Source organism: Cohnella phaseoli (assembly GCF_003386235.1).
GTDB lineage: Bacteria > Bacillota > Bacilli > Paenibacillales > Paenibacillaceae > Cohnella > Cohnella phaseoli.
On sequence record NZ_QRDZ01000020.1, the window covers coordinates 23,875 to 49,217 of the forward strand.

Here is a 25,343-nt window from a genome sequence, read left to right on the forward strand (position 1 = left end):
GCAGTATGAAAAAATGGATTGCTGTATGGTTGGTCATTATCGTTGTTGCTGTCATGTCGGGATGCGGGAAATCGAATTCAAACGGAAAGCAGGAGGGGAGCAATCCGCCTGCAAACAACGGGAAGCAGGAGATTACGATTCTTGGCAACGCAAGAATGTATGACGGGGAAGAGAATGCCTGGAATGAAGTCGCCGCTGCGTTCCAGCAAGAGACGGGGATTAAGGTGAACCTCCGCTGGCAGGGCAAATGGAATGAAGTACCCCAAAACCTGAATGCCGCGAAACTGTCCGGCGAGAATATTGATCTTGTGACGGTGGGGGCCGGCTTGATCAATTCCAGCGCTGCTCCCTCCGGCATGTTGATGGATATCACGTCGTTGCTCGATCCGTATCGGGACAGATTCAACGATGGCATGTTGAAAGCCTATGAAATCGGAGGCAAGCTATGGGGATTCCCTTATGGCAATTCCTCGGCAGGATTTATCTATTATAACAAAACGATTTTCAAAGAACTGCAGTTAAACGAGCCCAAAACGTTCGAGGAATTGGTAGCCGCATCGAAGACGATCCGAGAGAAGAAGAACATTCTTCCGATGATATTCAGAGGGAAAGACGCAAGCTTCTGGCCGAACCTTTACATGAGCACGTATGCGCAAGCTACCGGCAATAAGGCGACGGAGAGCGTACAAGATTTTCTGGCGGGGAAGAAAGAATTTGCCGGAGATGCCGAGAAGCAGGCGTTCGAATGGATTAAAGCTTTCTTCGATCAAGGCGTGCTGACCAACGAAAGCTTCGGAACGGACGGAGACGGAATGCGGGCCACATTCTTGCAACAGAAGGCGGCGATGATGCATACGCATACGTTCAATTTGACGCAGGAACAAACGCCAGATTTCGAGCTTGGCATTATGGAGTTTCCGCTCATGGCGGCGGGCGGACAAGCATTCTCCCAGCCGTTCGGGGGGCCGGGGACAGGAATAGCAGTACCGTCGTTTGCGGACAGAGGAAATTTGTCGAATACCGTGAAATTCATTGAGTTTCTATTGCGGCCGGAGAACGCCAACAAAATTATTTCTCGTTATCAACCGACGGTTCAGGTTGTAAAGGGCGTGGATGTGCTGAAGTCGGAAATTATCGATAAATTGAACAATGACTTGATTCCGAAAACGACCCCTTATCTGGACTGGATTTGGCCTGCCGAAGTGAATACGGCATTCTCATCGGCTGTCCCGGCCTTCGTAGCGGGAAAGATGACCTCCGAAGAAGCCGTCCGAAGCATTCAAAGTGCGTTGGACAAGATTATCAAGGAACGGAACTATAGGTTCGAATGGTGGACCGAACTAACGGAGGACGATTGGAAAAAAATGCAGCCTTAGATTCTCACAGCTTACAGATTATTGCAAATCCGAAAGAAAATTCCGGGGCGTCCCGGGGCATCTAACCTCGACAGGCTGGCCTGCTTATGGGATAGCCCCGATCAAATCATAATGGAGGGCCTCAGATGAAACTATCGTATACCGTCTGGACGTGGCATATGGATCCGTTCAACAAGTTCAAACGTCATGAAGACCCCGCAATGTTCAAGCTAGAATTCGAGAAAGGCGTCAGAGAGATTTCGTTTCTGGGTTATACCGGCGTGGAAAACTTCAACATTATGCTCGATGCATACGAGAATGATGTTGAAGAGTTCAACGCAATACTTGATCAATACCGGCTAACCTTTACCGCCATCTATCATTACCTCGGAGCCGACTTTGATTCGGATATGGAAAAGGCGCGCAGATGCATTGAATTTCTGAAGCGCACGGGCGGCAAAATTATGAATCTGCAGGCGCCCAAGCGCAAGCCTGAGGGAAATTTCACAACGGATGTACTGGAGACGGCACGAAGAGCGGAGATAATGGGCAAGCTGGCGCACGAGCAGGGTATCCGTTTGTGTCTGCACCCGCACTGGGGCAGTACGATTGAAACCGAGTCGGAAGTAAGCTTGTTTGCGCAGCATACGAATCCGGAATATGTTCATTTCTGTTTCGATACCGCCCATTCCCAACTGGCCGGCATAGACCAAATCCAAACGATAGAAAGATACAAGGATCGAATTTCATATATTCATTTCAAAGATGTAGATCCGGATGTCACGCTCGCCCCCGAGAAGCCGATGCAAAGATTTGTGTCATTGGGGCAGGGAACCGTCGATTTCAAAGGTATCTATAAGAAGCTGAAGGAAATCGGCTACGATTCAGTTATCTGCGTGGAACTCGATTATCCGCAAATATGCAATTTTCAATCGGCCCAATCCTCCCGTTCGTATTTGCGCGAAGCGCTAGGGATATAATCATGGGCAAAACCAGAATATTGATAGACACGGATATCGGCGACGATGTCGACGATGCCCTGGCCATTGCGTTGGCGCTGAAGTCGACCGAACTGGAGGTCGCAGGCATCACGACCGTCTACAGAAATGCGGAAATGCGCGCGCAACTGGCTTTGCAATTGCTGCATGTCATGGGGGCGACGGATATTCCCGTGGCTACGGGCATCGGGCAGCCCATTCGAAATAAAGTTGACAGTACGGTCATTCCCCACCAATGCCGGAATATTAAGACGACATATCCGCCTAATTGCAGCTTGCATGCCGTAGAGTTAATAATTGCAACTTTAAGGGAGGACCCGGATACGGTCCTTGTTCCTATCGGTCCGTTCACCAATATCGCAATTGCCGCCAAGCTGGCGCCGGAATTATTCGCCCGCTCGAGAATTGTGGCGATGGGAGGCGCATTCGGCGCCGTCTACCCCGAATACAATATCATGTGCGATCCGGAAGCGGCGAACATCGTCCTCTCTTCCGGGGCCAGAGTGGAGTTCGTGGGTTTGGACGTTACGGCTCAGTGCGTGTTGTCCGAGAATGAAGTCGATCGTATTTATCATTGCAGCGGGGCCGCGGAGCGATATCTGTGTTCGCTGATGGACATATGGCTCCATACGAGTATTGCCGGCAAGGTCACGCTGCATGATCCGCTGGCGATTGCCTATCTCGTTGATCCCGGTCTTCTGAACATGAGATCCGTCCCGGTTGCGGTGGAGATGGACGGTGAGATGACCAGAGGGTTGACGGCGGTATTGCGCACGCCGTTCAGACAAAGGCAGGCGGAATTGGAGGATAATGCGCGTATTGCGGTTGATGTGAATGTTCCAAAAGCTAAGGAAATCTTATTAAGTCGAGTATTTAATATGTGAAGATTTGGTGCATTGTCTTAGAAGAGCAGAAGAGCAGAAGAGCAGAAGAGCAGGCCTTCCCGCCAGAAGGTCTGTTTCTTTGTTAGGTTTAAGCTTCCTTCCCGGAAGCGGTACGACGAGCGTTATTACTTTCAAGGGGGCTGTCTCTTATCCGTCGTCTATCATGGTAAAATAATAAAATCAGAATAGAACGCTATGAGGAAGGATGGCACTGATGACCTCTGTAAGGAACGATAACTCTATGGTGCTCTTATCCAAACTGCAGATCCCGCAGCCTCTCTCCGCTTCTGTTTCGCGTCCGCACTTGTTCGAACTATTAAATGAAGGATTATCCCGCAGAGCCACCTTTCTTGTCGCTCCTGCAGGCTACGGCAAAACGACCCTGATCGCCGAGTGGGCCCGGCAGCTTGGCGTCGATGTCGGGTGGCTGTCGTTAGACGACAAAGATAACGATCTGGCCAGATTCTGGAACTACGTGATGGCGGCGTTTGAGAGGGCGCTCGGCGGATTGCGCGCTTCAACCCGGGAGGCGGCAGCTGCCTTAAGCCCTGGCGGACATGAGCCGTTTCTCGTAGCTCTGCTGAACGAACTGAACGATGTAAGGGAGCCTCTGATCCTCGTTTTGGACGACTGGCACGTTATCGTCGATAAGGATATCGTCGCCTCCTTCTCTTATTTTCTCGAGTATTTGCCTCCTTCGATCCATCTTGTCATCATCGGTCGTACTTTAGCCGGATTTTCGAAAGCAAGATGGATCAGCCGGGGCTGGATTCAGGAGATGAATGTCGAACAGCTGCGCTTCGACCTGCGGGAGACGGTGGATTTTTTTTGGATTTTCTTGGCGCGGGAGGCTCGAAGAGAGCAGATCGAACGATATTTGGCTACCACCGAAGGCTGGGTGACGGGGCTGAAGCTGATTTCGCTGTCTCTGCGATCCGGCAAGCGGACGTCATCGCTTGAGCGCGACTTGGCCGGACGGGACGGCGAGAGCGTCGAGAGGTTTTTGTTCGAGGAAGTTTTCGAGGGTTTGGACGAGGGAACGCGGCAATTTCTCATGGATATATCGGTTCTTCAGCGGATGAGCGGGCCGCTGTGCGAAACGGTGGCAGGCGGGGAGAACGGATCGGTCAAGCTGGCTGAACTGGCGGATAGCAACCTGTTTGTCATTCCGCTGGATGATGACAAAGTCTGGTTCCGGTTTCACCACCTGTTCGGAGAGTTTCTGAGGACAGAGCAGCGACGGCGCGCCCCCGGGAGAACGAAAGCTCTCTTCCGCGCGGCTGCGCAATGGTGCGAGTCGGAGGAGCTGCTGGAGGAGGCGGTGGATTACTACTTGGCCGGGCAGGAGTACGGGGAAGCCGTACGCTTGCTCGAACAGATGCGGAGCATTATGATCCGCAGAGAGTTCCAGGCGTTGAGAGCGTGGCTATCGCTTATACCCGAGGAGCTTCTGATGCAGCATCCCTACCTCTTTTTTTCCTATATTTTCTCGTTGCTATGGGTTCAGGACCTGGATCTGGCGGAGCGGCATTTACGGCTTGCCGAACAGAATTACGAGACCGCTTCGGCAAGCTGGAGCGAGGCAGAGAAGAATCGTTATTTGGGTTACTTGTATTTCGTCAGAAATTTCAAAGCGACCCAGTACGACATGGATATGATTCGGGGACTGGACTATATCCGTCTCTCGCTTCAACATAGCCCCCAAGGAACCGATTTGATTTTCGCATCTCCCTACATGCCGCTCGCTCCTTCCATTTATCGCTCCTATAACGGCAAACGCGGCAAACATTTGCCCCGGGGACTCTCGGACAACTTCTTTCTGAGCATGATCGACTTTATGGCGTTGATGGGCCTGCAGGATTCGATCCTGGTCTGCTATGGCGAATTGCTGTACGAACGGGGGGAGTTGGACCAGGCAGAACATTATTTGAAGCTGGCGCTCGCGGGCAACAGCCAGGCGCGTTATCAGGAGGAGAAAGTCTATGTGCCCGCCAGCTTGTTCCTGTCGCGGATCAGCAGAGCCAAGCAGGACTTGTCGCAAGCCGAGAAATGGTTGGAGGAGGCCGTCAGGAGAGCTGGGGAGGACGGCGCCGAAGCAGCGCCGATTCTGATCGAAGCGGAGATGGCCGCTCTTCGGTTGGACGGGGGAGACTCGTCGGCAGCAATCCGGTGGATCGAGCGTTACAAGCTGACGGCGGACGATCCGGTGTCCGTCTATCAACTGTTCGTATACATTTTTCTTGTCCGAGTGTTGATGGAAACCGGCCGCCGGCAGGAGGCGTGGCCGTTGTCAGAGAAGCTGCTGCAGATTGCGGTGAAAGGCCACCGACCGATGGACGCGCTGGAAATTCAAGTGCTCCAGGCGATTATGCTCTCGCAGGCGGAGAAGCCGGAGGAGGCGCTGCTTACGTTGGAAGAGGCGCTCAAATACGCGAATCCCGACGACTATGTCCGCGTGTTCGTCGACAAGGGCAAGCGAGTCGCCGAACTGCTCTCGGAATACGTCCGACAACGGCAAAAAGGAAATATCCGGGACAGGGACGCACCCTCGCTCCCCTATGTACGCAAAATTATTTCAGGCTGCGGAGGAGCGGCGGTCTCGCCGAACGAATCGGCGGCATTGGAGACGCTTCTCACCCCGAAGGAGTACGCGATATTCCGTTATATGGAGGAAGGGTTGGACAATGCGGCGATTATCAAGGCGCTTGGCATTGGCATGGGCACCCTGAAAGCGCACATCAATCGCATTTACAGCAAACTCCAGGTGAAAAGCCGCTTGGAAGCGATCAAAAGAGGCAAAGAATTGCAAGGGTAACGTTCGTCTATAACCGGCTCTATAACCGTGGTTAGATTCGATGTTCGGATCGTTCCGATATAATGGGCTCTGTATCGACGCTATTGAGCTCATTCAAGGAAGGAACGGATCGGATGAAACGCGTACTCTCTATTCTAACGACCATTATTCTAATGATAGGAACCTTCCCGTTGCAAGCTTTGGCAGACACGGATGCCGCGATGCAAGGGGACGGTTCGGCAAGTTATCCCTATATCGTCATGACTCTGGAGCAGCTGAACTCTGTACGAAACGATTTGACTGCGCAATATAGACTTGGGGCGGATATCGACGCTTCGGAGACGATCGACTGGAACGGCGGCAACGGGTTTGAGCCCATCGGCGGAAATGGGGACAGCGCCAGCCAGTTCACGGGGGGGTTCGACGGAGCCGGGCATATCATTCGTAATCTGAACGTCAATCGGCCCGCGACCGATTTAGTCGGGTTGTTCGGAATCGTCGGCCCCGGCGGAATCGTGAGAGACGTCGGTCTCGACGGAGGCTCCGTTACCGGCAAGCTCAACACCGGCGGCCTTGCAGGACGCAATTTAGGCGAGGTGGCTTCATCCTTTGTTACCGGCTCTGTCAGCAGCAGCGAGGGAGTCGTCGGAGGGCTGGTGGGTTACAGCGGAATCGGCAGTACGGTGAACGCTTCCTACGCCTCCGGTGCTGTCGACGGCCCCGTCTACGTCGGAGGGCTGGTTGGGCGCAACGACGGTGCGATAAGGGAATCCCATGCTTCAGGAACCGTCAGCGGCATCGACATTGTCGGCGGGCTTGCAGGGGGCAACGAGGGCGGGCAAATCAGTCAATCCTATGCCGCTGGCACGGTGAACGGGAGCGGCAATAATGCCGGGGGGCTAGTAGGCTATAATCTATCCGGCATCGTTACCCGCTCTTATGCGATCGGCGACGTCAACGGGCAAATCAATGTCGGAGGATTGGCGGGCAACACCGACTTCGGCGGAATAAGCGAGTCTTACGCCACCGGCTTCGTTAACGGTCAGGTCCGTGCCGGCGGGCTGATCGGGCAAAACAACGGCGGCGAGCTGACCGATAGCTTCTGGGATCGGGAGACAACCTTACAGAGCAGCGCCTGCGGATACAATAATGAAGGCTACCCGGGGGCGACATGCACGGCGACCGCCCTCACCGTGGCGGAAGCTCTGACGCAAAGCAGCTATTCCGCCTGGGATTTCACGAATGTCTGGTTCATGATCGACGGCGCCACTCGTCCCTTCCTGCGGTCGGAATGGTCGCGGACGATCGGCAACGCCCATCAACTGCAGTTGATGGCGATGAATGTAAGCGCGGATTATACGCTGGCCCGGGATATCGATTTCGGGGCCGTGTTGACGGATGACAGCCGTTCCGACATATGGGCGACCGGTTCTGGAACCGGTGCAGGTTTTGCTCCCGTCGGCAGCGATTACCATGCGCCCTTCACCGGCAAGTTCGATGGTGCGAATCAAGCGATTAAAAATCTTAGGATTAACCGTCCGGATGCCGACTTCGTCGGCCTGTTCGGCTACCTGGGATCCGGCGGCGTCGTGCGAAACATAGGGCTTGAGGGCGGCTTTATCAGCGGGAGATATTCCACGGGAGCCCTGGTCGGCGAGAGCCTTGGGGGTACAATTGCACAGGCCTATTCATCGGTCGACGTCAGCGGAGATTCCAATGTAGGGGGAGTAGTCGGACAAAACAATATTGGCGGCATCGTCAGGCAGTCCTTCGCGACCGGCCGTATTACCGGTCAATTTGCCGTTGGCGGGTTGACGGGACGCAATGAGAAAGGCACGATTAACGACGCGTATAGTACCGGTTCCGTCAACGGCAGCTCGGAAGTCGGGGGACTGGTGGGACGCAATGTCGGCGGTATCAATCGCGCTTACGCCGTAGGCAGGGTCACGGCGAATGGCGGCAGTGTGGGCGGATTGGTGGGGAGGAATTTCGAACCGGTTATTGCGAGCGCATACGATAGCGAGACATCCGGTCACGGAGATACCGGTAAAGGCACTCCTACGATGACAGCGGAGATGAAGCGGCGAGCCACTTTCGAATCCAGTTGGGATTTCAACACGATTTGGACAATTGAAGAAGGCAGGAGCTATCCGACTTTGCGGGGAGCGGCCCGATCTGTCGGGATGGATGTTGCTCCGCCGACGGTTGCGAGCGCGATCATCAAGCGCGAATATGGAGATCGCATCCTTGTGACGTTCGATGAAGAAGTACGCATTGCGGACGTCTCCGGAGTCTCGATCGAATCCGATGAAATCGGCCAGACCATTGTGAATGTAGAAGGCGACGGTACGAAGACGCTTACCTTTATTGTTGCGGATGCGTTCGAGCAAGGGGCAGCGGTTACTCTGTCCTATAACGCTCAATTGGGCAGTATCGTCGATTTGGCGGGCAACTCGATGCGCGGTTTGGCGAATCTGACCGTGTATAAGTCGCCGTCGCTCGAAATCGAGATGAAGAAGGCGGACGGAAGCGCCTATAGAAGCGATGAGTGGACGAACGCAAGCGTAACCGTGAGCGTGTATGCCGAGGCGGGAGCCAGCGAGATTGCAGCGCTCGCCTATACGTTGGATGAAGGTCCGGAGCAAGCCTATACGAACGGGACGCCGATCGAGCTCTCGGAGGAAGGTATACATACGATCTCCTTCCAAGCAGCGGATAGAGCGGGAAATACGATATCCGACCGGCTCGCGGTTAAGATCGACAAGACGGCGCCTGCGGTCGACTTCGACCCGACCGGCAACGAAACCGCCTCCGCATCGGCGGCAGTCCAGACAACGGTAAGCGACAGCGGAAGCCGCGTGGACGCCTCGTCTTTGAAATATGCATGGACAACCGACATATCGCCGCCGGCCGCAGGCTGGATATCGTTCGAGAACGAAGCCGTTTTGACGAAAAGCGGAGCGGACGGAGATTGGTATCTGCATATTCGGGCAGCGGACATGGCGGGCAACGAGGCGTTCGCGGTGGCGGGCCGGTTCCGATTGATCCAACAGCGGACGGAGAGCGGAACAAGCCCCGGAATGGGGGGCTATGAAGAAGCAGCGTTGCCGGACAACGTCTACTCTATAGGCGTGAACGGCAGGGAGGTGCAGTTTGAGGGAGGCCGAATCGTAATTCCCGCCGGGGCAATGAATCGCCTGTTCCGTCTATCGATTAACGAGATTCGCGATACGAGTCCCCTTCCTTTAGCCGGCGGACAACGATTGGCGAGCAAGGTGATCGAATTTACCAAAGATCAAGCCGGAAAGTTCGACCGGGACGTGACCGTCAGCCTGCGATTTAATGCCGGATCGATACGAAGAGAAGACGCGGAGGTCAGTCTCTGCTGGCTTGACGAAGAACTCGGCGGGTGGGTGCCGTTGGACAATAGGAAAGTGGACTGGGAGAAGGGCGAGATTAGCGGGACGATGAACCATTTCACGAAATTTGCCGTACTTGCGATCCCCGTCGAGAAAGAGGAGCCCGCGGCCCGTTTCACGGACATACAAGGTCATTGGGCGGAAACGTTCATTATGAAAATGGCGGAGGCTAACGCGGTCGGCGGTTATGCGGACGACACCTTCCGGCCCGATCGCCCGATTACCCGGGCGGAATTCGCCGCGATATGGGTACGGGTACTAGGTTTAAGCGACAAGAAGGGTAAGACCTTCGCCGACACGGTTAACCATTGGTCCGAGCAAGCCGTCTCTACGGCTTACGCACACGGAATCGTTTCCGGGTACGATGACCGGACATTTGCTCCCGACGAATTTATTACGCGTGAACAAATGGCGGTGATGATCGTGAACGCCTTGCGATCGGAGAGCGTACCGGCCCGCACAAATTTTGCGGATCAAAGCGAAATCTCGCCATGGGCGAAGGATGCGGTTATTACCGCGACGGAAAGCGGAATCCTTAACGGTTACCCGGACAATACGATGAGGCCTCGCCTTCACGCGACTCGCGCGGAAGCGGTGTCGACGATCTGGCGTTCGCTGCAAGATTGAAGAACATATCGCTATTGCGGTTCATGGGAGCAAAGACGTTAAACGTTTCTTGATTAACGAACTTCCCCGAACCGCTAGTCTGTCTTAGATATTCACTACTTGTAGTATCATGGGATTAAAGTGTTGGCGATTTTGAATGAAGAGGCGGTGAGCATGATGAGTGTAAACCGGGAAGAACTGAAGCAAATGATCGATCAAATTCCTGAACAAGATGCGCTCGAAGTGTACGACTTTGTTGGGTATTTAAATATGAAGCGAGAAAGAGCTGAATTGCAGCAATTGGATATCGCAGCGCTTGTGGAGGATGCCGATCTCATTCGGCAAGTTGAGCAAAGTCGCGAGGATCGTGAAAGTCAACGCATATATGGCAGAGAAGCCGGACTAGACTATCTTCGCAGCAAGGTTAAGGAATTCGAGCTTGGACAAGACATATAGAGTTTTTTGGACACCAACCTCACTGGATGAACTCAGCCGCATTCTCGCTAACCCGCCGGATGTGAAGGAAAGAGTCTATCTGGATTCGTTTGCCCGATTGATGTTACCCCCACACTTACCGCCAAACCCATATTGATAGGCAAATTGAAAGGACAATGGGTAAGATTGGGGCTCTATCAAGTTATTTTTGTGTTTGAGGTCGACGAAGGAAAAGCGACGGTTTGGATAAATGGCATTAAGCATAAGAGGGAGAATGTATATTGGAAAAGGAAGCACACTTAGGCTGCTATCAATATACGGTCTCTTTTTTCTACGGCTGACCAATTGATTTACGAATAGCTGACTATATAAGTTGAATAATGAAGATCAGCCCATACAATTTAAAAGGGACGGTTTTGCAGACTTTAGGCAAGGGTCGGACGTTCGAATGAGCGAATGTAAGGGTCCCGCAGACCGTAGAGACGCTCAATCGCTCAAATCCGCTCCCGTAACGGCTTCTCAGACCGTAAGAGGCGGTCAAACGCGCAGGTTCGCCTATGTAACGGTCTGTCAGACCGTAACAGGCGGTCAAAAGCGCGGATTCGCCTACGTAACGGTCTGCCAGACCGTAAGAGGCAGTCGAACGCGCAGATTCGCCTATGTAACGGTCTGTCAGACCGTAAGAGGCGGTCAAAAGCGTGGATTCGCCTACGTAACGGTCTGCCAGACCGTAAGAGGCGGTCAAAAGCGCGGATTCGCCTACGTAACGGTCTGCCAGACCGTAAGAGGCGGTCGAACCCGCGGATTCGCCCACGTAACGGTCTGCCAGACCGAAAGAGCGGTCCGCAAGGTGTGTGTTCCTGAATGTGAATTGGCACGTTATAGTTTTTTCAATTCCGGGCCGCTCCGAAGGTCGACATAGACCTTGCGGAGCGGTTTTTTTTATCCGGAATGGTTTCAAGGAATCAACAGAGCTGACGCATATTGTGCGTACCAACGAACGAGGTAGTCGTTGGGGTGGTTGACGTTGTTGGCGGTCATGTCGAGAAAGTCTTTATGCTGCAGCAATTCCCGATGAACGCCGGTCATGTCCATGATCACGGTGCCGTCGTATGTGCTTGCGAGATTGTCCAGCGCCGCTTTATAGTCCGCCTGGTTACCCGCCAATACGATGGAGCAAGCCGCGTCCGAACAGACGCCTTCCCGCGCCAGCGTCGTGGCGACGAGGATGAATTCCGCGTCGGCGTTGACGGCGAGCACGTCGTCCATGATCGACTTGACGTTGCTCTCGAAAGCGGCCGGAGATACTTGATAAGTGCCGTCGTTCATGCCGAAGGCGATTATGACGAGATCGGGATGATCCGCCGCGATCAAGCTGGAATTCGCCGCCCCCCAGGCGGACACCTGGCCGCCGACAGACTTGTTCGCCAGCGTGACGTCGCTGCCGAACGCCTCGCTTAGCTGCCGGACGAACAAGCGGCCCCAGCTCGGCATGTAAGGCGCGCCGCCCGAATAGCCTGAAGCGTTGCTGCCTACGGAGATGCTGTCCCCGAGCAAGGCGACCTTTAGCGGTGAACCTGCGGTCAGCTTGGCGGACGTATTCGGCAGGTCGGCTCCCGCATATTGCGGAACGACGCCGTCCCAAGGCTCGGACTTCGTGTACGTGACGGCCAACTGCCTGCGTGTAATGTCCGTACCCTCCCGGTACAGAATGTAGCCGGAGCCCTGACGATACATCGCCCAGCCGGATTGATAGGCTGTCGGATACAGCTCGCTTGTCGTCATGAAGCCGGCTTTCGTTCCGGGCAGCAGTTTCAGCTTGCCGGACGTGGAATCATACGTCCAGTCGATTTCTTCGATATACTCCGTTCCGAGCGACGCGTCTTTGATCGATACGATATCGAGCGGCGTATAGTGCAGCTTCGTTTCCGGCTGACCGCCGTCGTGAGAGACGAACATAACCGATTCATTATAGATCGTGTTCGAGGACCAGAGCGGCGTCATCGCTTCGCTCTCCTCGTACCCGACCCGAGCGTCGCCGTCGGCGTCGACCTTGACGTAGTCGAGCTCGATCGTGCCGCTGGAGGCGGTGTTCGCCGGGGCTAGCCGCAATTGCCGGATGACGCCCTTCCATTCCGGCTCTGCGGACAGGTCGATAATATACTCGGTATAGCCGTCATCGTTCGGACGGATGTCGAACGATTGGTATTTGACCAGATCCCACGTAGTGTCGTCGTCCCTCAGCCAATACAGCTCGGCGGAGTCGTCCGCCGTGTTGTTTTTCATGCTGATTTTGACGTAAGCGTAACGGGAAGCATCGATGACGAGGTTGTCCGGAGAGTGCAAGTACGGGTCCGCTCCGGTCACCGTTAAGTAATACGTATCGGAATAGATGTAGCCGGTCAGGCTCTGCATCAGCGTCCAGCCTTGCGCGTTGCCCGGGCTGAAGCTTGAGTAATAGGCGGAACCCGGCGCGGGATCTTCCGAATCGCCGTACACGGCGAGCTCATTGAGCTGGTTCGTGCCGTCGCCGCTGTAGGACGATTTCATGTAGAGCCGAATATAACGCGCCGTCGCCTCCCCGACGCCGAGGACAGTTCGGCCCTGCGTCAAGTAGCCGGCAGACAGCCGGTCGTAATGGACGCCGTCGGCCGATCCCAGCACGATGACTTCGGCGGGACCGAGCGGATAAGCGCCCATTCGCGAATCGACCGCGATCGCCCGCACGTTCCGCACTGTGCCTAGATCGGCCGTAATCGTCTGAGGCTGGCTTTCGGAAGGCTCCGTCCCGACATAGAAGCCGGAGCCGTTATCGTACACGCCGTCGTCGACGCGGCTCGGCCCATAGGGCGCGACCTCGGAAGAGGCGACTACCGACGCGATCGGCAGACGATTGTCGCTGCCCGGGACAATCGGTCCGAAAAACTCCGTCTCCCGAATCTGCACACTGCCCGCATCGTAGCCGGACTTGAACAGCAGCTTCACGAACCGCGCGTCCGTCCGGCCGAAGGACCGGCTCTGCGCAGCGTTGGCGGCGGTGTAGTCGGCCACCTTCGTATAACGGATTCCGTCTGCGGACACCAGAATTTCCGTGTCCTTATTCCCATAATTCTCTCGCGGCAAAATGCGGACCATGCCGAGTGTGCGAAGACTGCCCAGATCGTAGACGAGCCACTGGGGATTGGCGGAGGCAGCCGGCTTGCCGCTTACCCAGAAGCCCTCCTCCGGCAAATCCTTCACCCCGTCCAGCGTCTTGGCCGGATTGTAGGCGTAGTAGCTTAGCGTACTGGAAGCTTGCACCGTTGCCGCCGCAATTTCCTTATCCTCCTCCTCCTTGGCCCCGGTCGCATAGACGGCCATCTCGGCAATGCCCGTGTCGCTCCAGCCGTAGGACGAGCGGATGTTCAGCTTGACGTAACGCGCCTCGGTCGGCTTGAACGTATGCAGCTGTCCGCCGTTCGCGCTTGTCGCCGTATACGCGAAGCTGTAGCTGCTGCCGTCCGTGGACAGCAGAATGTCGATATCCTTCGGCCCTTCATTCGGCACGGGCTGAATTTCGACCCGGTTGATGCGATGGCTCGCGCCCAAATCGTAGACGATCGACTGAGGAGCCGGTTCGGTCGGATAAGCTCCGCTGCGCCAGTACGTATCCTCCCGCAAATCGTGGACGTTCGAGACGGGGGAGCCACCCCCCTGCGAGGAGGCGGTGGCGCTGGCCGGAGCGATCCGCTTGGAATCGTCCTCGGATTCCGGTCCGTACAGCTGCAGCTCGCGAATCTGTACGGTTCCGTCCGGAGAATACGAGGAGGTGACGTACAGCTTAACGAGCTGCGCCCGCATCGGCCGCTCGAAATAGACGACCTGGCGTTCGTCGGGCAGCGTTCCGTTCCATACGTCCGTATAGCTTGTTCCGTCGCTCGACACCGAGACCGTCGCGTTCTTCGGTCCGAAGCCTTGACGCGGCTCGATGACGACGGCTTGAACGACCCGTTCCTTGCCGACATTGGCGATGATCGTCTGAACGGCGGTCGGCGTGCCGGCCCAGAAGCCGTGGTCTTCGCCGCCGATCATGCCGTCGATCATGTTCTCGCGCGGGTAATCTCCGTGCTGGTTCGTCGTCTGCACATCGTAGATGGGGATTGGACTTGCCGACCGGTAGTGCGTGACGTCCGCCGGAAGAGTGACCGTCGTCGCGATCGCGTCGGTCATCGTGTCGCGCGCGCCGGGAGAGCCGACGGACGGATTTCCGTAATACTTGGTGAACTGCAGCACCTCGGCGCTGCCGGTCAGCGAGGGGGAGAACTCGATCCGCTGCTGAACTCCGCCTGCCTCGTCGTATTGGGAATCCATCAGATTTTTGCCGCTGTAGGAAACGACGAGCTTGCTGCCGCTGGCCGCGTCGGTGCCCGTATAGGCAGCCGCAACGGTCGGTTCGAACCGGATAGGCCGCGCGACGCCGGCCGAATCTGCGAAGTCGGACAAGATGTTCGGCATGATCTCGTTAAAGAAGGCGTTGTTCTGTACGCGAGTCGTCGTGAACAGCACGCTGCCCGAGCCGTACGGATACTCGACGACGAGCGCGTTGCCGTCTCCGTCCTCTACGACCGGAACGGCTCCCGCCGCCAGCGAGACGAAGGCCTTGTCGATCGCGGGCAGCTCGCCTGCGTCCGCCGTCGTCAGCGAGGAGAGCCAAGCCGGTTTGCTATCGGCAACGCGCCATTCCCGGCTGGAAGTCGCCGCTGCCGCCGTGCCTCCGCTAAGGCCGAGGCTCCAACCGGAGGGATCTGACGGAGTCGGAGAGACGAGCCGACGATCTTCGTCGATCTGATACGTGAGCGCGCCTTCCCCGAACGTAACCAGCTTGCCTCCACCCTGCACCCATGCTTTGATTTTGTCTCCGACCGATTCCAGCGTGACGGTGCTCGACGTATTCGGCACGATCAGCACCTTGTAGCGGCTCAAAATATCATCCAGAATAAGCTGCTCGTCCACGACATCCGGCGTCGTCAGATAGCGGGCCCACGAAGCGTACGCGCCGTAGGCGCCGTGCGTCATCTCGGCATCGTAGACGAGGCTGACGTCGCGGTTCGTCTTGTCGCCGCCCCGATACCAGGAAGAATGGTGCGATTGGAAGAAGGCGACCTCGCTCGGCTCGTAGTCCGGCCGATATTGCTTAACCGTTTCGTTCAGGCTTTTCCAATAATAATAGTCCTTCGTCTTCTCGAAGCCGCCCGTCCAGGAGGCGGTGCCCCAATCGAAGCCCTTAAACAGCCACTCCACGTAGGCGTAGTGCATCGTATCGGCGCCCGACATCAACAGGTTGGCCGCGTTCTGTCGCTGCTGATTGTACGAGACGGCCGGGATGCCGCCGTCGCCTTCTCCCCAGATTTTGACGCCGTAATGGCTGCCGATCGTTGTGCTGTGGCGCATCGAGCTCAAGTTCTCATTGTTCGTGTCGTCGAAAAAGGCGGGATGCCCGCCGCTGGCCAGCAGCTTCAGCAAATCGGCCGTGGACGCCGAGAAAGCGGCGGAGTTCGGATTGGAGCCCATCTTGGCGCCGCCGATCTTGATGCCGAGCGGCTTGGACGTCGCGCTCTTGGCCGTTGAGAGCCATCTCTCCATGACGTCGTAGAGGAACGTATGACGCCAGGTCACAAAGTCCGACCAACTCTGCCGCAGATCCACCTCGCCCTCCCCGAGAGAGTAGTCCGGCAATGGAGATTGAACGTCGCCCCAGCCGGTATACGAGGAGCCCCAGGCCGTATTCAGCGCGGCGACGCTCGGATAGACGGTTTGAAGATAGGAGCGGAAGGCCGCTTTGGCATGCGGGTCGTAGCTGTAAAACTTCGGGCTCGCGTAATTGTCGGTCAGCATTTCCACTTCTCCGTAGTAGCCGGGCCCGTCGATGTAGAATCCGTAGACGCCGTCATCCCCGTCGTAATGGTCGACCACCGCTTCGATAAAGCTGTCGTAGCCGTTTTGCAGCGCGGGAACATAGACGTTGAAGCGATTCGGGAGAATCGAGCCGTCCTCCGCCACGTAATCGGCATAATACTCCGGCCACCAATCTTGCCGGAACGAGCCGTTCAGCGTCACCTCGAGCACGACCCGGATGCCTTTTGCCTCCCAACGGTCGATCTGTGCGTCGAGTAGAGAGAAGTCGTACGTGCCTTTGGCGCTCATGACGCCGTCGCCTCCGGGATTCGGATGCGCCAGCGGGTCGTTGGCCACCGCTTTCAGTTCCACGACGTCAACGCCCGCGTCGGCTACGTCCCGGATGGCCGAATCCGGGAAGCTCCACATGTCCGGAATGGCGGCGAGCAGTCCGATCCGCGGCTCGAAGCCGGTTGGACCGGACTGCGCACTTAATACGGATTCCGAGCTCTGGGAGTAGACCTCGCGATTCCCCAACAGCATCATACTCAACAGCAAGGTAAGACCCATGCTTAAACTTTTCCTCATCATGTTCCTCCTTAAGTCGTTGTTCGGATTGCTGTAACTGATTGATGTAAGCCTTTACATGATGTTGAGCTTTATTATAGACGTGTCGAATTCGAAAGTATTTACACGACATATTGTTGTTGGCTAATTCCTGAAAGAGAATTTTCTCCTTAATAAGATCATCAGAAGAAGGAGGATTTGCACTCCATCGACTTGCGCAAGGTTTGGCAAAAGAATCTGCTTTTTCGGAAACCTCTCCTGCCGGAAAAGGCAAGGTCAAAAAAATACAAGCGCTTAACTGTCAGATGAAGCCTGGCACGGGTTTTGAATTTCCGGATTCTCCTAATTGCAACATGTGAGGTAAATACGCGGTCGTTCGTTTCATCTATGATTGCTTTAGACGGGAAAGAAAGGAGCGACCGGGCGAATGAAACGGGATTACAAGCTAGCCGGCAGCAAGGAACGGAGAGGAATCAATCGGCGGATGGCCGTCGCTGGCATGCTTGCGCTTTTGCTGCTGGCGGCGACCGTTGGTCTGTATCTGCAGCTAAAGAAGGAGAGGACCGGGGCTACTTATTCCGACATCCCCGATCCGGTTGAAAGGGCACTGGTCCCTTTCTGGAAAGGGACCACGATGTACGGGGAATCGCTTCTCATGGTGGCGGATGGCGAAAAACCTCCGGAAGCGAGCTTGCTGTTTACCCCTCTGGAAATCGTCTCCGTTACGAATGCGGGTCAAGATATCGTCTATGAGCCGGGCGTGGATTGGTTATTCGAGAATGGAAAGCTCAAGCTGCCGGAAGGCTCCCGCATTCCCGTGATGAAAAAGTCCCGGCTATACCCTCGCACGCACATCCCAGGAATGGACTTCGCCAAAAAAGGAGGCGGGTACGTTCTTTACAGAGAAGGATCATTTTTTCATGAGCAGCAGGTCAGCGTGACCTATACGCACAGGGCGAACGAATGGAAAGGACCGGTTCCGTCCCTTGCGGAACGGGCCTTGAAGAGAGCCCTCGGCAGGCTGCGGGCAGGGGAGCCTTTAAAACTGATCCTATACGGGGACAGCATCGCGGAAGGGCAGAATGCAAGCGGAATAACGGGAGCGGCACCCTATTTGCCGAGCTGGGGCGAGCTGCTGGTTGAGGCGCTCAAGCGGAATTACGCTTCCGAGCTTATCTTCGAGAATTCTTCCGTCGGAGGCAAGGATTCCGCCTGGGGCAAAGCGGAAGCGAGGGCGCTCGTTGCGGAGCGCCGTCCGGACTTGGTCATCCTCGCATTCGGTATGAACGATGGAACCTTAGACGTTCCGCCGGAACAATTTCGCAGCAATATTCAAGACATCGTCGATCAGATCCGCAGCGCCAATCCCGACGTCGAATTCATTGTCGTAAGCACAAGCCTTCCTAATCCGGAAACGGAATTTCTCAAGCAGCAGCCCAATTACAAGACGGCGATCGATCGACTCGAGGGGGAAGGAATTGTGGTGGCCGATCTGACCGGCGTGCATCAGGAGCTGCTGAAACACAAGCTCTTTGCGGATATGACGGGCAACAACATCAATCATCCGAACGATTTTCTGATTCGCTGGTATGCCCAATATATAACGGGGTTGCTTGTCCCCTGAACGATGAACGCTGCATGAAGTTACGGGACGGTCCGATGGTTCTGCCGCCATATCGTCGGGCTGACTCCGTACGTATTTTTGAACACTCGGCTGAAATAATGAATGCTCTGATACCCCGTCAGCTTGACGATATCCTGTACGGACAGCTCGCTGTTTTCCAGGTGGCTGATGGCTGCGTTCATCCGCAGGTTGTTTAAATACTGGAACGGCGTCATGCCCTTCATCTGCTTGAACACCCGGATCAGATAGGACGGATTAAGGTGGATCCGGTCGGTTAGATCCTTCAGGGTGATGTTCTCCCGGTAGTAGGATTCCATGAAATGCATCAGCATGTCGACCGCCTCCTCCGTCTCGGTCTTGACACCGTCGTCCGACTCCGCCCGCAGCTTCTTGTCGGGTTTGGCCGTATGCAGAGACTGGGTGACGATATGCCGCACCAACAGCACCACCTTTTGCATTTCCGCCGTCACCAACTGGTTGATCAGACCGGTATGCGTCGAGAGCTCGGATTCGAAATGGTTGCGGATCAGGTTCATCGTCTGGATAATCGCCGACAACGCATAGGAAGGAGCCTGCATCCCGCACTGCAGCGTGTTCCAACGCATCATCTCCGACAGGTTGAGGAAAGGATCGTGCTGAATGTCGGCTTCCATGAACAGAAAGCTGTATTGGGTGGAAATCTTCGTGAGTTGGTGCGGAGTGTTCGGCGTCAGGAAAAAAAGCGCCGGCCCCCTCGTCTCATAAACCTCGTTCAGCCAACTCAATTGGATCTCGCCTGAGGATATGTACAGAATCTCATGATGATAGGGGTGAATGCCGCCGCTCTCGTAGCGCTGGGGAGAGGTGAGGGTAATGTTGCCGTATTTGCGGATATGCATGGCGTAAACAGCCTCCCTTAAATTGAGAAAAACAGTTGAAGTCAATTTAGTACAAATAAAATAATGAATTTTGTGTGCGTGTAAACAAAATAAATGGGGTTTCTAGCGAAACAAGAACATGTAATGCAAATACATAATGACAGTACGAGTTTATAATAGGATGGCAGGGTTGTAAAGGCTTACATTAAGCGCCGGTCGTCCGGACAACGAAGGGGGGTGAGAAAACCGTGCAAAACGAACAGACCATCCACAGATCCCCTGCCGGTGGGAACGGCCAGTCCGCATGGAGCAAAATCCGCAAAGGCTGGCAGCTCTATCTCATGCTGGCGCTTCCCGTTCTCTTCATTATCGTGTTCAGCTACATCCCGATGTACGGGGCGCAAATTGCGTTCAAAAACTATGTGGTGACCAAAGGAATTTGGGGCAGCGAATGGGTCGGACTCAAGCATCTGGACCGATTCATCCATTCCTACGATTTCTGGAGATTGTTGCGAAATACGTTAACGATCAGCTTCTACAGCCTGATTGCCGGATTTCCGTTCCCGATTATTTTGGCTTTGAGCCTGAACTATGTTCGCAGCGTGTTCTTCAAGAAAAGCGTTCAGATGATCACCTATGCGCCGTATTTTATCTCGGTAGTCGTCATGGTCGGCATCATCTTCGAGCTTCTTGATCCGCGCAAAGGGATGGTCAACCACGTCATCCAAGGGCTGGGCTTCGAACCGGTTCAGTTCATGGCCAAAGCCGAATGGTTTCAATCGATCTATGTATGGTCCGGCGTATGGCAGATGGTCGGCTTCAGCTGCATTATCTATCTGGCGGCGCTCGCCGGCATCGATCCGGCGCTTCATGAGTCGGCCGTCATCGACGGGGCAAGTAAGGTGAGGCGGATGTGGCATGTCGATCTACCGGGCATTTTGCCGATTGCGATCATTCTGTTGATTATCAATATGGGTCATATGCTGGATGTCGGCTACGAGAAAATATTGTTGATGCAGAATTCGCTAAACATGAGAACTTCCGAGGTTATCGATACTTATGTGTACAAGGTGGCGCTGAATTCGCCGGGCATGAACTATTCGTATTCCACGCTTATCGGATTGTTTAAATCCGTCATTAATCTGTCGCTGCTCATTGCAGTGAACCAGATCGCGCGCAAGACGAGACAGACGAGCCTCTGGTAACGGGAAAGGAGAGTTTCGCTTGGACAACCGTGCGATTCGGGATTCTGGCGGCGACCGCTGGTTTACCGTGATCAATTATTCGATTCTATCGCTGTTTCTGCTGTCAGTCTTATATCCGCTTCTTTACATTGTAAGCGCTTCGTTCAGCAGCTCGGAAGCCATCGTGTCGGGCCGCGTCTGGCTATGGCCGGTCGATTTTACGCTAGACGGCTATAAGGCGGTGTTCCACCACAAGCTGATCTGGTCCGGCTTTCGCAACTCCCTGTTCTACATGGCGGTCGGTACGGCCATCAATGTGACGATGACGGTGTTGGCCGCGTACCCGCTGTCGAGAAGGGACTTGTACGGGCGCCACTATTTCATGTTTCTTTTCGTCTTCACGACGATGTTCTCGGGAGGGCTTATCCCTTTCTATATTCTGGTGAAAGATCTCGGCATGCTCGACACGGTCTGGGCGATGCTGTTGCCGGGCGCCTTGGGCGTGTGGAACGTGGTCATAACGCGGACTTATTTTCAAACCTCGATTCCGGAGGAAATGCTGGAAGCCGCGCAGCTGGACGGCTGCAGCGACTTCACCTTCGTTCGCAAGATCGTGCTGCCGCTATCCATGCCGATCATCGCCGTTATTACGCTGTTTTATGCAGTTGGTCATTGGAACCAGTATTTCAGCGCGTTTATTTTCCTGAAGAGTCAGGGGCTGTACCCGCTGCAGATCGTGCTCAGAGAAATTCTGATCCAGAACAACATCAATATGAACATGCTTTCCGCAGTCGTGGACGTGCAGAGCGCGGCGAAGCGGGAGGGCCTCAGCAATCTGCTTAAATACTCGTTGATCGTGGTGGCGACTTTGCCGCTGATGATCATCTATCCTTTCGTACAAAAGCATTTCGTTAAAGGCGTTATGATCGGTTCCTTGAAAGGCTGAAGACGGTATCACAAAACAATTCATATAAGGGGTGTTTTATTTTGAAGAAAGGTTTAGGCATTACGGTCGTTTTAATGCTTGTAATGACGTTGGTTTTGAGCGCTTGCACCGGGAATAACGGCAATAACGGCAGCTCGCTGCCTCCGAGCGGAAGCGCCGCCAGTCCGGAGTCCTCTTCGTCCGGCAATGCGGATTCCGTTACGGGGCCGGGGGAGCTTCCGATCACGAAAGAGAAAACAACGATCAAGATTATGACTCACGCCAACTCGCTCGTCGAGGATTTCGCCACCAATGCGTTCACGAAGTATTTGGAGGAGAAGACCAATATCCATATCGAATGGGACATCCTGCCGGAGAAATCGGCTTCGGAGAAGTTGAATCTGGTTCTGGCCAGCGGGGAGGATCTTCCCGACGTCATTATGACGATGGGGATTTCTCCGGCGCAGCAGATGATCTTCGGCAGCCAGGGCCTGTTCCGGCCGCTTAACGATCTGATCGAGCAATACGGCACGGAAACGAACAAGATATTCGAGGCGATGCCTTACGTGAAGGATACGATTACTGCTCCGGACGGCAATATCTATGCGATGCCGGCTCCGAACGAAGGCTTCCATGCGATGTTCATGCAGAAAATGTGGATTTACAAGCCATGGCTCGACAAGCTTGGTTTGGCCATGCCAACGACAACCGAGGAGTTCTACAATGTGCTGCAGGCATTCAAGACAAAGGATCCGAACGGCAACGGCAAAGCCGACGAAATTCCGTTTTCCGGCTCGCCGACCGGTTATTTGACACAGGTCCATAACTTCCTGCTCAATTCATTTACCTATTCCCCGATGTCCTGGCTGACGGCCAATAACGGCAAGATCGAGGTTCCTTACAACAAGCCGGAGTGGAAGGAAGGACTCAAATATTTGCGTCGCCTGTACGCGGATGGGCTGATGGATGCCCAGGCATTGACGCAGGACGGAAACCAACTGAAGCAGCTGGGCGAAAATCCGGACGTGCCGATTCTAGGCGCCGTCTCGACTTTGCACATGGGCGAGTTTACCCAATTTTTCGGAGAGAGCGGACGTTGGCTGGAATACGTGGCGGTGCCTCCATTGAAAGGACCGGCTGGCGTACAGGTAACCCCATACGACCCATACGGAGTTCTGAATACGGGAGCCTATGTTATAACGAAGGATGCGAAAAATCCGGAAGCCGCATTCCGCTTGCTCGACTTTATGTACAACACCGAAACGACGCTGCGCAGTTCCTACGGCGAGCCGGGCTCGGAGTGGGAGTGGGCGAAGGACGGGGAGATCGGCATCAACGGCGAACAAGCGGTGTGGAAGGCGCTGAAATCTTGGGGCAACGTGCAGAACGTACACTGGAGCTTGTCCGGTCCGATCTTTAATCCGTCAACGCTTCGTCTGAGCCAAGTCGACGATCCGACCAATCCGCTGGAGAAAATGCTGTATACCGAAACCAAAGAGAAATACGATCCTTACAAAGCAGGCTTGGATCAAATCGTGCCGCCGCTCTATCTGTCCGACGAGGATTCTTCGGAAATCGCCGATTTGCAGCTGACGCTGCACAACCGGGCGAATGAGATGCTTGTCCGCTCCATTACAGGCGATGTCGACATCGACAAGGAATGGGATGCCTACGTCAGTAGTCTGAACGATATGAACTTGGCCCGCTATTTGGAGCTTTATCAGAAGGCGTACGACGCCAAAAAATAAACCGGATGAGGGGAATGCGCATTGAAAGGGAAAGCGGTCGTCTTCCCGGATCGGAATCGCGTATCGTTCCAAACGGTCGATATTCCGGAGCCGGGAGACGATGACATCGTCGTAGAGGTGCGGCATTCGTGGATCAGCGCGGGAACGGAAGGCTCGTTCCTGCGCGGCGAGCGGATTGCCGGAGAACGGCCGTATGCGGAGGGCGATCCTTGGCCCTTCCCGCATGCGGCCGGGTATCAGAAGGTCGGCATCGTGCGCTCGGTTGGGCGTGCCGTGCAAGGGCTAAGGGAGGGAGACCGGGTGTTCGTGGCGATGAGCCGCGTTTCCGGGCTGTATTTTGCCGAAGCCGGCCACATTCAGCCCTCCGTCTCCGGCGCCGATCAGGTGTGGAAGCTGCCCGACGAGACGGACGATAAATCCATGTCCGCCTATGCCGGACTGGTGCTGGCGCAAGTCGGCTACAACTGCGGGATGCGTCCCGCGGTTGCGCCGGGCGAGCTGGCCGTCGTGATCGGCGACGGGCTTGTCGGACATTGGGCCGCCCAGACGCTGGCCCATCGCGGCGCGGAGGTCGCGATGCTCGGCCGGCATGACGGCAGGCTTGGACTGGCGGAAGCGTCGGTTCGCAAGGTGAATATGCGGCGGGAGACGGCTGGCTCGGCGCTGCGGGGCGAGGCCGTGGCGATCGTCGTCGATACGGTCGGCGCGATGGAGAGTGTGCGAGAGCTGCAGTCGCTGATGAAGCGAGACAGCCATCTCGTGTCCGCGGGTTATCTCGGCACGGAAGGCGTCGTCGATATTCAGAAGCTGAGGGAGCAGGAGATTACGCTGCATACTCCCTCGGGCTGGACGGGACCGAGGATGGAGGCGACAATACAGGCGATTCGCGAAGGTTGGCTGAAGACGGTGCCGCTCATCACACATCGTTATCCGGCGCACGAGGCGGAGAAGGCGTGGGAGCTGATCCGCGGAGGCAGCGAAGCTTGTCTGGGCGTCCTGCTGGATTGGGAAGGCGTATCGGAATCGTAACGAATTGCCGGAACTAGCGGCAGCTTGAGAGAGAGATTGAGAGGAGCCATATGGCATGGAGACAATGAGAACGCTCGTGATAAGCGGGAAGGAGCAGGCGGAGGTCGTCCGCGTGCCGATTCCCGAGCCGGGTCCGGGACAGGTGCTGGTCCAGGTGAAGGCGGTGACGACGTGTCCGCAATGGGATCTGCACATCTATCACGGCAAGCCGATGTTTGCCCATCAGGGGCCAGTCCCCTTTCCCTATATTCCGGGGCAGCCCGGACATGAAATGACCGGGACGATCGCGTCCGCGGGCGAAGGAGCGAGGCTCGCGGTCGGTCAAACCGTATGCGCATGGCGCGATCCGGGACAGCTTCGTCCCGGATGCTACGCCGAATACGTGGTCATGGACGAGGCCGACGTGATCGAGGTGCCGCAGGAGCTGCATTACACGCAGGTCGTATCGCTGGAGCTGGCAATGTGCATTGCCGGAACGATTATTCGGCTCAAGCGCACTCTGGGCATAGAAGGCAAACGGTGTGCGGTCAACGGGCTAGGTCCGGCCGGCCTGATCGCCTTGCAGATGCTGAAGGCCGAAGGGGCCTCGGAGGTCGTCGGCATCGATCCTCTCGCATCGCGACGGGATCTGGCGAAGTCGTTAGGCGCAGACCGGACGTACGAAGCCGGATCGGACGAGCTTGCCGCTCGGACGGAGGCGGGGGCGCCGGATATCGCCGTCGATTGTGTCGGATACCCGGCTGCGGTTAGTTACATGATGGACCATACGAAGGAAGCGGTCGCGCTGTTCGCCGTCCAGCGGGAGGATTATGTCCTGAACCATTCGGGGCTGAGCGTCATCGGCTACCCGGGTCATTTTCGGGAATCCGCAGAGTATGCGCTGGAGCTTATCGTGGCAGGCAAGCTGGAGATGCGGCCCTTGATTTCCAAGGAGCTTCCGTTGGAGGCTTACGGGGAGGCCGTTCGGCTGCTGCGCGATCAAGAGGCTATCAAGATTTGCTTCGTGCCGTGAGCGAAGAATGGAAAAGGAGGCGAAGAGGCGGC

15 protein-coding genes are annotated in these 25,343 nt (G+C 55.6%); 12 read left to right on the forward strand and 3 right to left on the reverse strand.

The genetic code is table 11. From position 1 onward, the window contains the following. Nucleotides 1-5: 5 nt before the first annotated feature. The 6 genes from DFP98_RS22905 to DFP98_RS22930 all read left to right on the forward strand — a co-directional run bounded on the left by DFP98_RS22905 (nucleotide 6) and on the right by DFP98_RS22930 (nucleotide 10,512). Nucleotides 6-1,376, forward strand: a complete 1,371-nt coding sequence (locus tag DFP98_RS22905; protein WP_116062945.1) for an ABC transporter substrate-binding protein — start codon at nucleotides 6-8, stop codon at nucleotides 1,374-1,376. A gap of 125 nt (nucleotides 1,377-1,501) precedes the next feature. Next, nucleotides 1,502-2,335, forward strand: coding sequence for a sugar phosphate isomerase/epimerase family protein (locus tag DFP98_RS22910; RefSeq protein ID WP_116062946.1), 834 nt, complete (start codon nucleotides 1,502-1,504; stop codon nucleotides 2,333-2,335). Nucleotides 2,336-2,337: 2 nt separating this feature from the next. Beyond that, nucleotides 2,338-3,237 carry a nucleoside hydrolase gene (locus DFP98_RS22915; RefSeq protein WP_181917880.1) on the forward strand — a complete coding sequence of 300 codons (900 nt, stop codon included), beginning with the start codon at nucleotides 2,338-2,340 and terminating at the stop codon, nucleotides 3,235-3,237. A gap of 214 nt (nucleotides 3,238-3,451) precedes the next feature. Continuing rightward, nucleotides 3,452-6,052 (forward strand): winged helix-turn-helix domain-containing protein, encoded by a 2,601-nt coding sequence (locus tag DFP98_RS22920; protein ID WP_116062948.1) that lies wholly within the window; start codon nucleotides 3,452-3,454, stop codon nucleotides 6,050-6,052. A gap of 113 nt (nucleotides 6,053-6,165) precedes the next feature. Then, entirely contained in the window at nucleotides 6,166-10,077 is a 3,912-nt protein-coding gene (locus DFP98_RS22925) for an S-layer homology domain-containing protein (protein WP_181917881.1), read from the forward strand. Nucleotides 10,078-10,230: 153 nt separating this feature from the next. Then, nucleotides 10,231-10,512, forward strand: coding sequence for a hypothetical protein (locus DFP98_RS22930; RefSeq protein WP_246016653.1), 282 nt, complete (start codon nucleotides 10,231-10,233; stop codon nucleotides 10,510-10,512). A 343-nt stretch (nucleotides 10,513-10,855) separates the two neighbouring features. Here DFP98_RS22930 and DFP98_RS22940 read toward each other — a convergent pair whose 3' ends face one another. Beyond that, a complete protein-coding gene (locus tag DFP98_RS22940) occupies nucleotides 10,856-11,305 on the reverse strand; it encodes a hypothetical protein (protein WP_116062950.1) in 450 nt (149 codons plus the stop codon). A gap of 143 nt (nucleotides 11,306-11,448) precedes the next feature. Then, nucleotides 11,449-16,953 carry a discoidin domain-containing protein gene (locus tag DFP98_RS22945; protein WP_181917882.1) on the reverse strand — a complete coding sequence of 1,835 codons (5,505 nt, stop codon included), beginning with the start codon at nucleotides 16,951-16,953 and terminating at the stop codon, nucleotides 11,449-11,451. A gap of 406 nt (nucleotides 16,954-17,359) precedes the next feature. Between DFP98_RS22945 and DFP98_RS22950 the strand changes: the two genes are divergently transcribed. Then, nucleotides 17,360-18,556, forward strand: coding sequence for an SGNH/GDSL hydrolase family protein (locus DFP98_RS22950; protein WP_116062952.1), 1,197 nt, complete (start codon nucleotides 17,360-17,362; stop codon nucleotides 18,554-18,556). 20 nt (nucleotides 18,557-18,576) lie between these two features. On the opposite strand, the gene DFP98_RS22955 is transcribed toward DFP98_RS22950, so the two are convergent. Continuing rightward, nucleotides 18,577-19,434 (reverse strand): AraC family transcriptional regulator, encoded by an 858-nt coding sequence (locus DFP98_RS22955; protein WP_116062953.1) that lies wholly within the window; start codon nucleotides 19,432-19,434, stop codon nucleotides 18,577-18,579. A gap of 227 nt (nucleotides 19,435-19,661) precedes the next feature. Between DFP98_RS22955 and DFP98_RS22960 the strand changes: the two genes are divergently transcribed. From DFP98_RS22960 to DFP98_RS22980, 5 genes are read left to right on the forward strand one after another with little or no spacing between them, the layout of a single operon-like run. Next, nucleotides 19,662-20,618 (forward strand): ABC transporter permease, encoded by a 957-nt coding sequence (locus tag DFP98_RS22960; protein WP_246016654.1) that lies wholly within the window; start codon nucleotides 19,662-19,664, stop codon nucleotides 20,616-20,618. Between the two features lie 19 nt (nucleotides 20,619-20,637). Further along, the gene (locus DFP98_RS22965; RefSeq protein ID WP_116062954.1) at nucleotides 20,638-21,543 is read left to right on the forward strand and encodes a carbohydrate ABC transporter permease; all 906 of its coding nucleotides are present in this window, start codon (nucleotides 20,638-20,640) and stop codon (nucleotides 21,541-21,543) included. 41 nt (nucleotides 21,544-21,584) lie between these two features. After that, on the forward strand, nucleotides 21,585-23,270 hold the full coding sequence (locus DFP98_RS22970) for an ABC transporter substrate-binding protein (RefSeq protein WP_246016655.1): 1,686 nt from the start codon (nucleotides 21,585-21,587) through the stop codon (nucleotides 23,268-23,270). Nucleotides 23,271-23,291: 21 nt separating this feature from the next. Next, complete coding sequence (locus tag DFP98_RS22975) at nucleotides 23,292-24,299, forward strand: zinc-binding dehydrogenase (RefSeq protein WP_116062956.1); 1,008 nt, start codon at nucleotides 23,292-23,294, stop codon at nucleotides 24,297-24,299. Between the two features lie 55 nt (nucleotides 24,300-24,354). After that, a complete protein-coding gene (locus DFP98_RS22980) occupies nucleotides 24,355-25,311 on the forward strand; it encodes a zinc-dependent alcohol dehydrogenase (protein ID WP_116062957.1) in 957 nt (318 codons plus the stop codon). The last annotated feature ends 32 nt before the right edge of the window (nucleotides 25,312-25,343 follow it).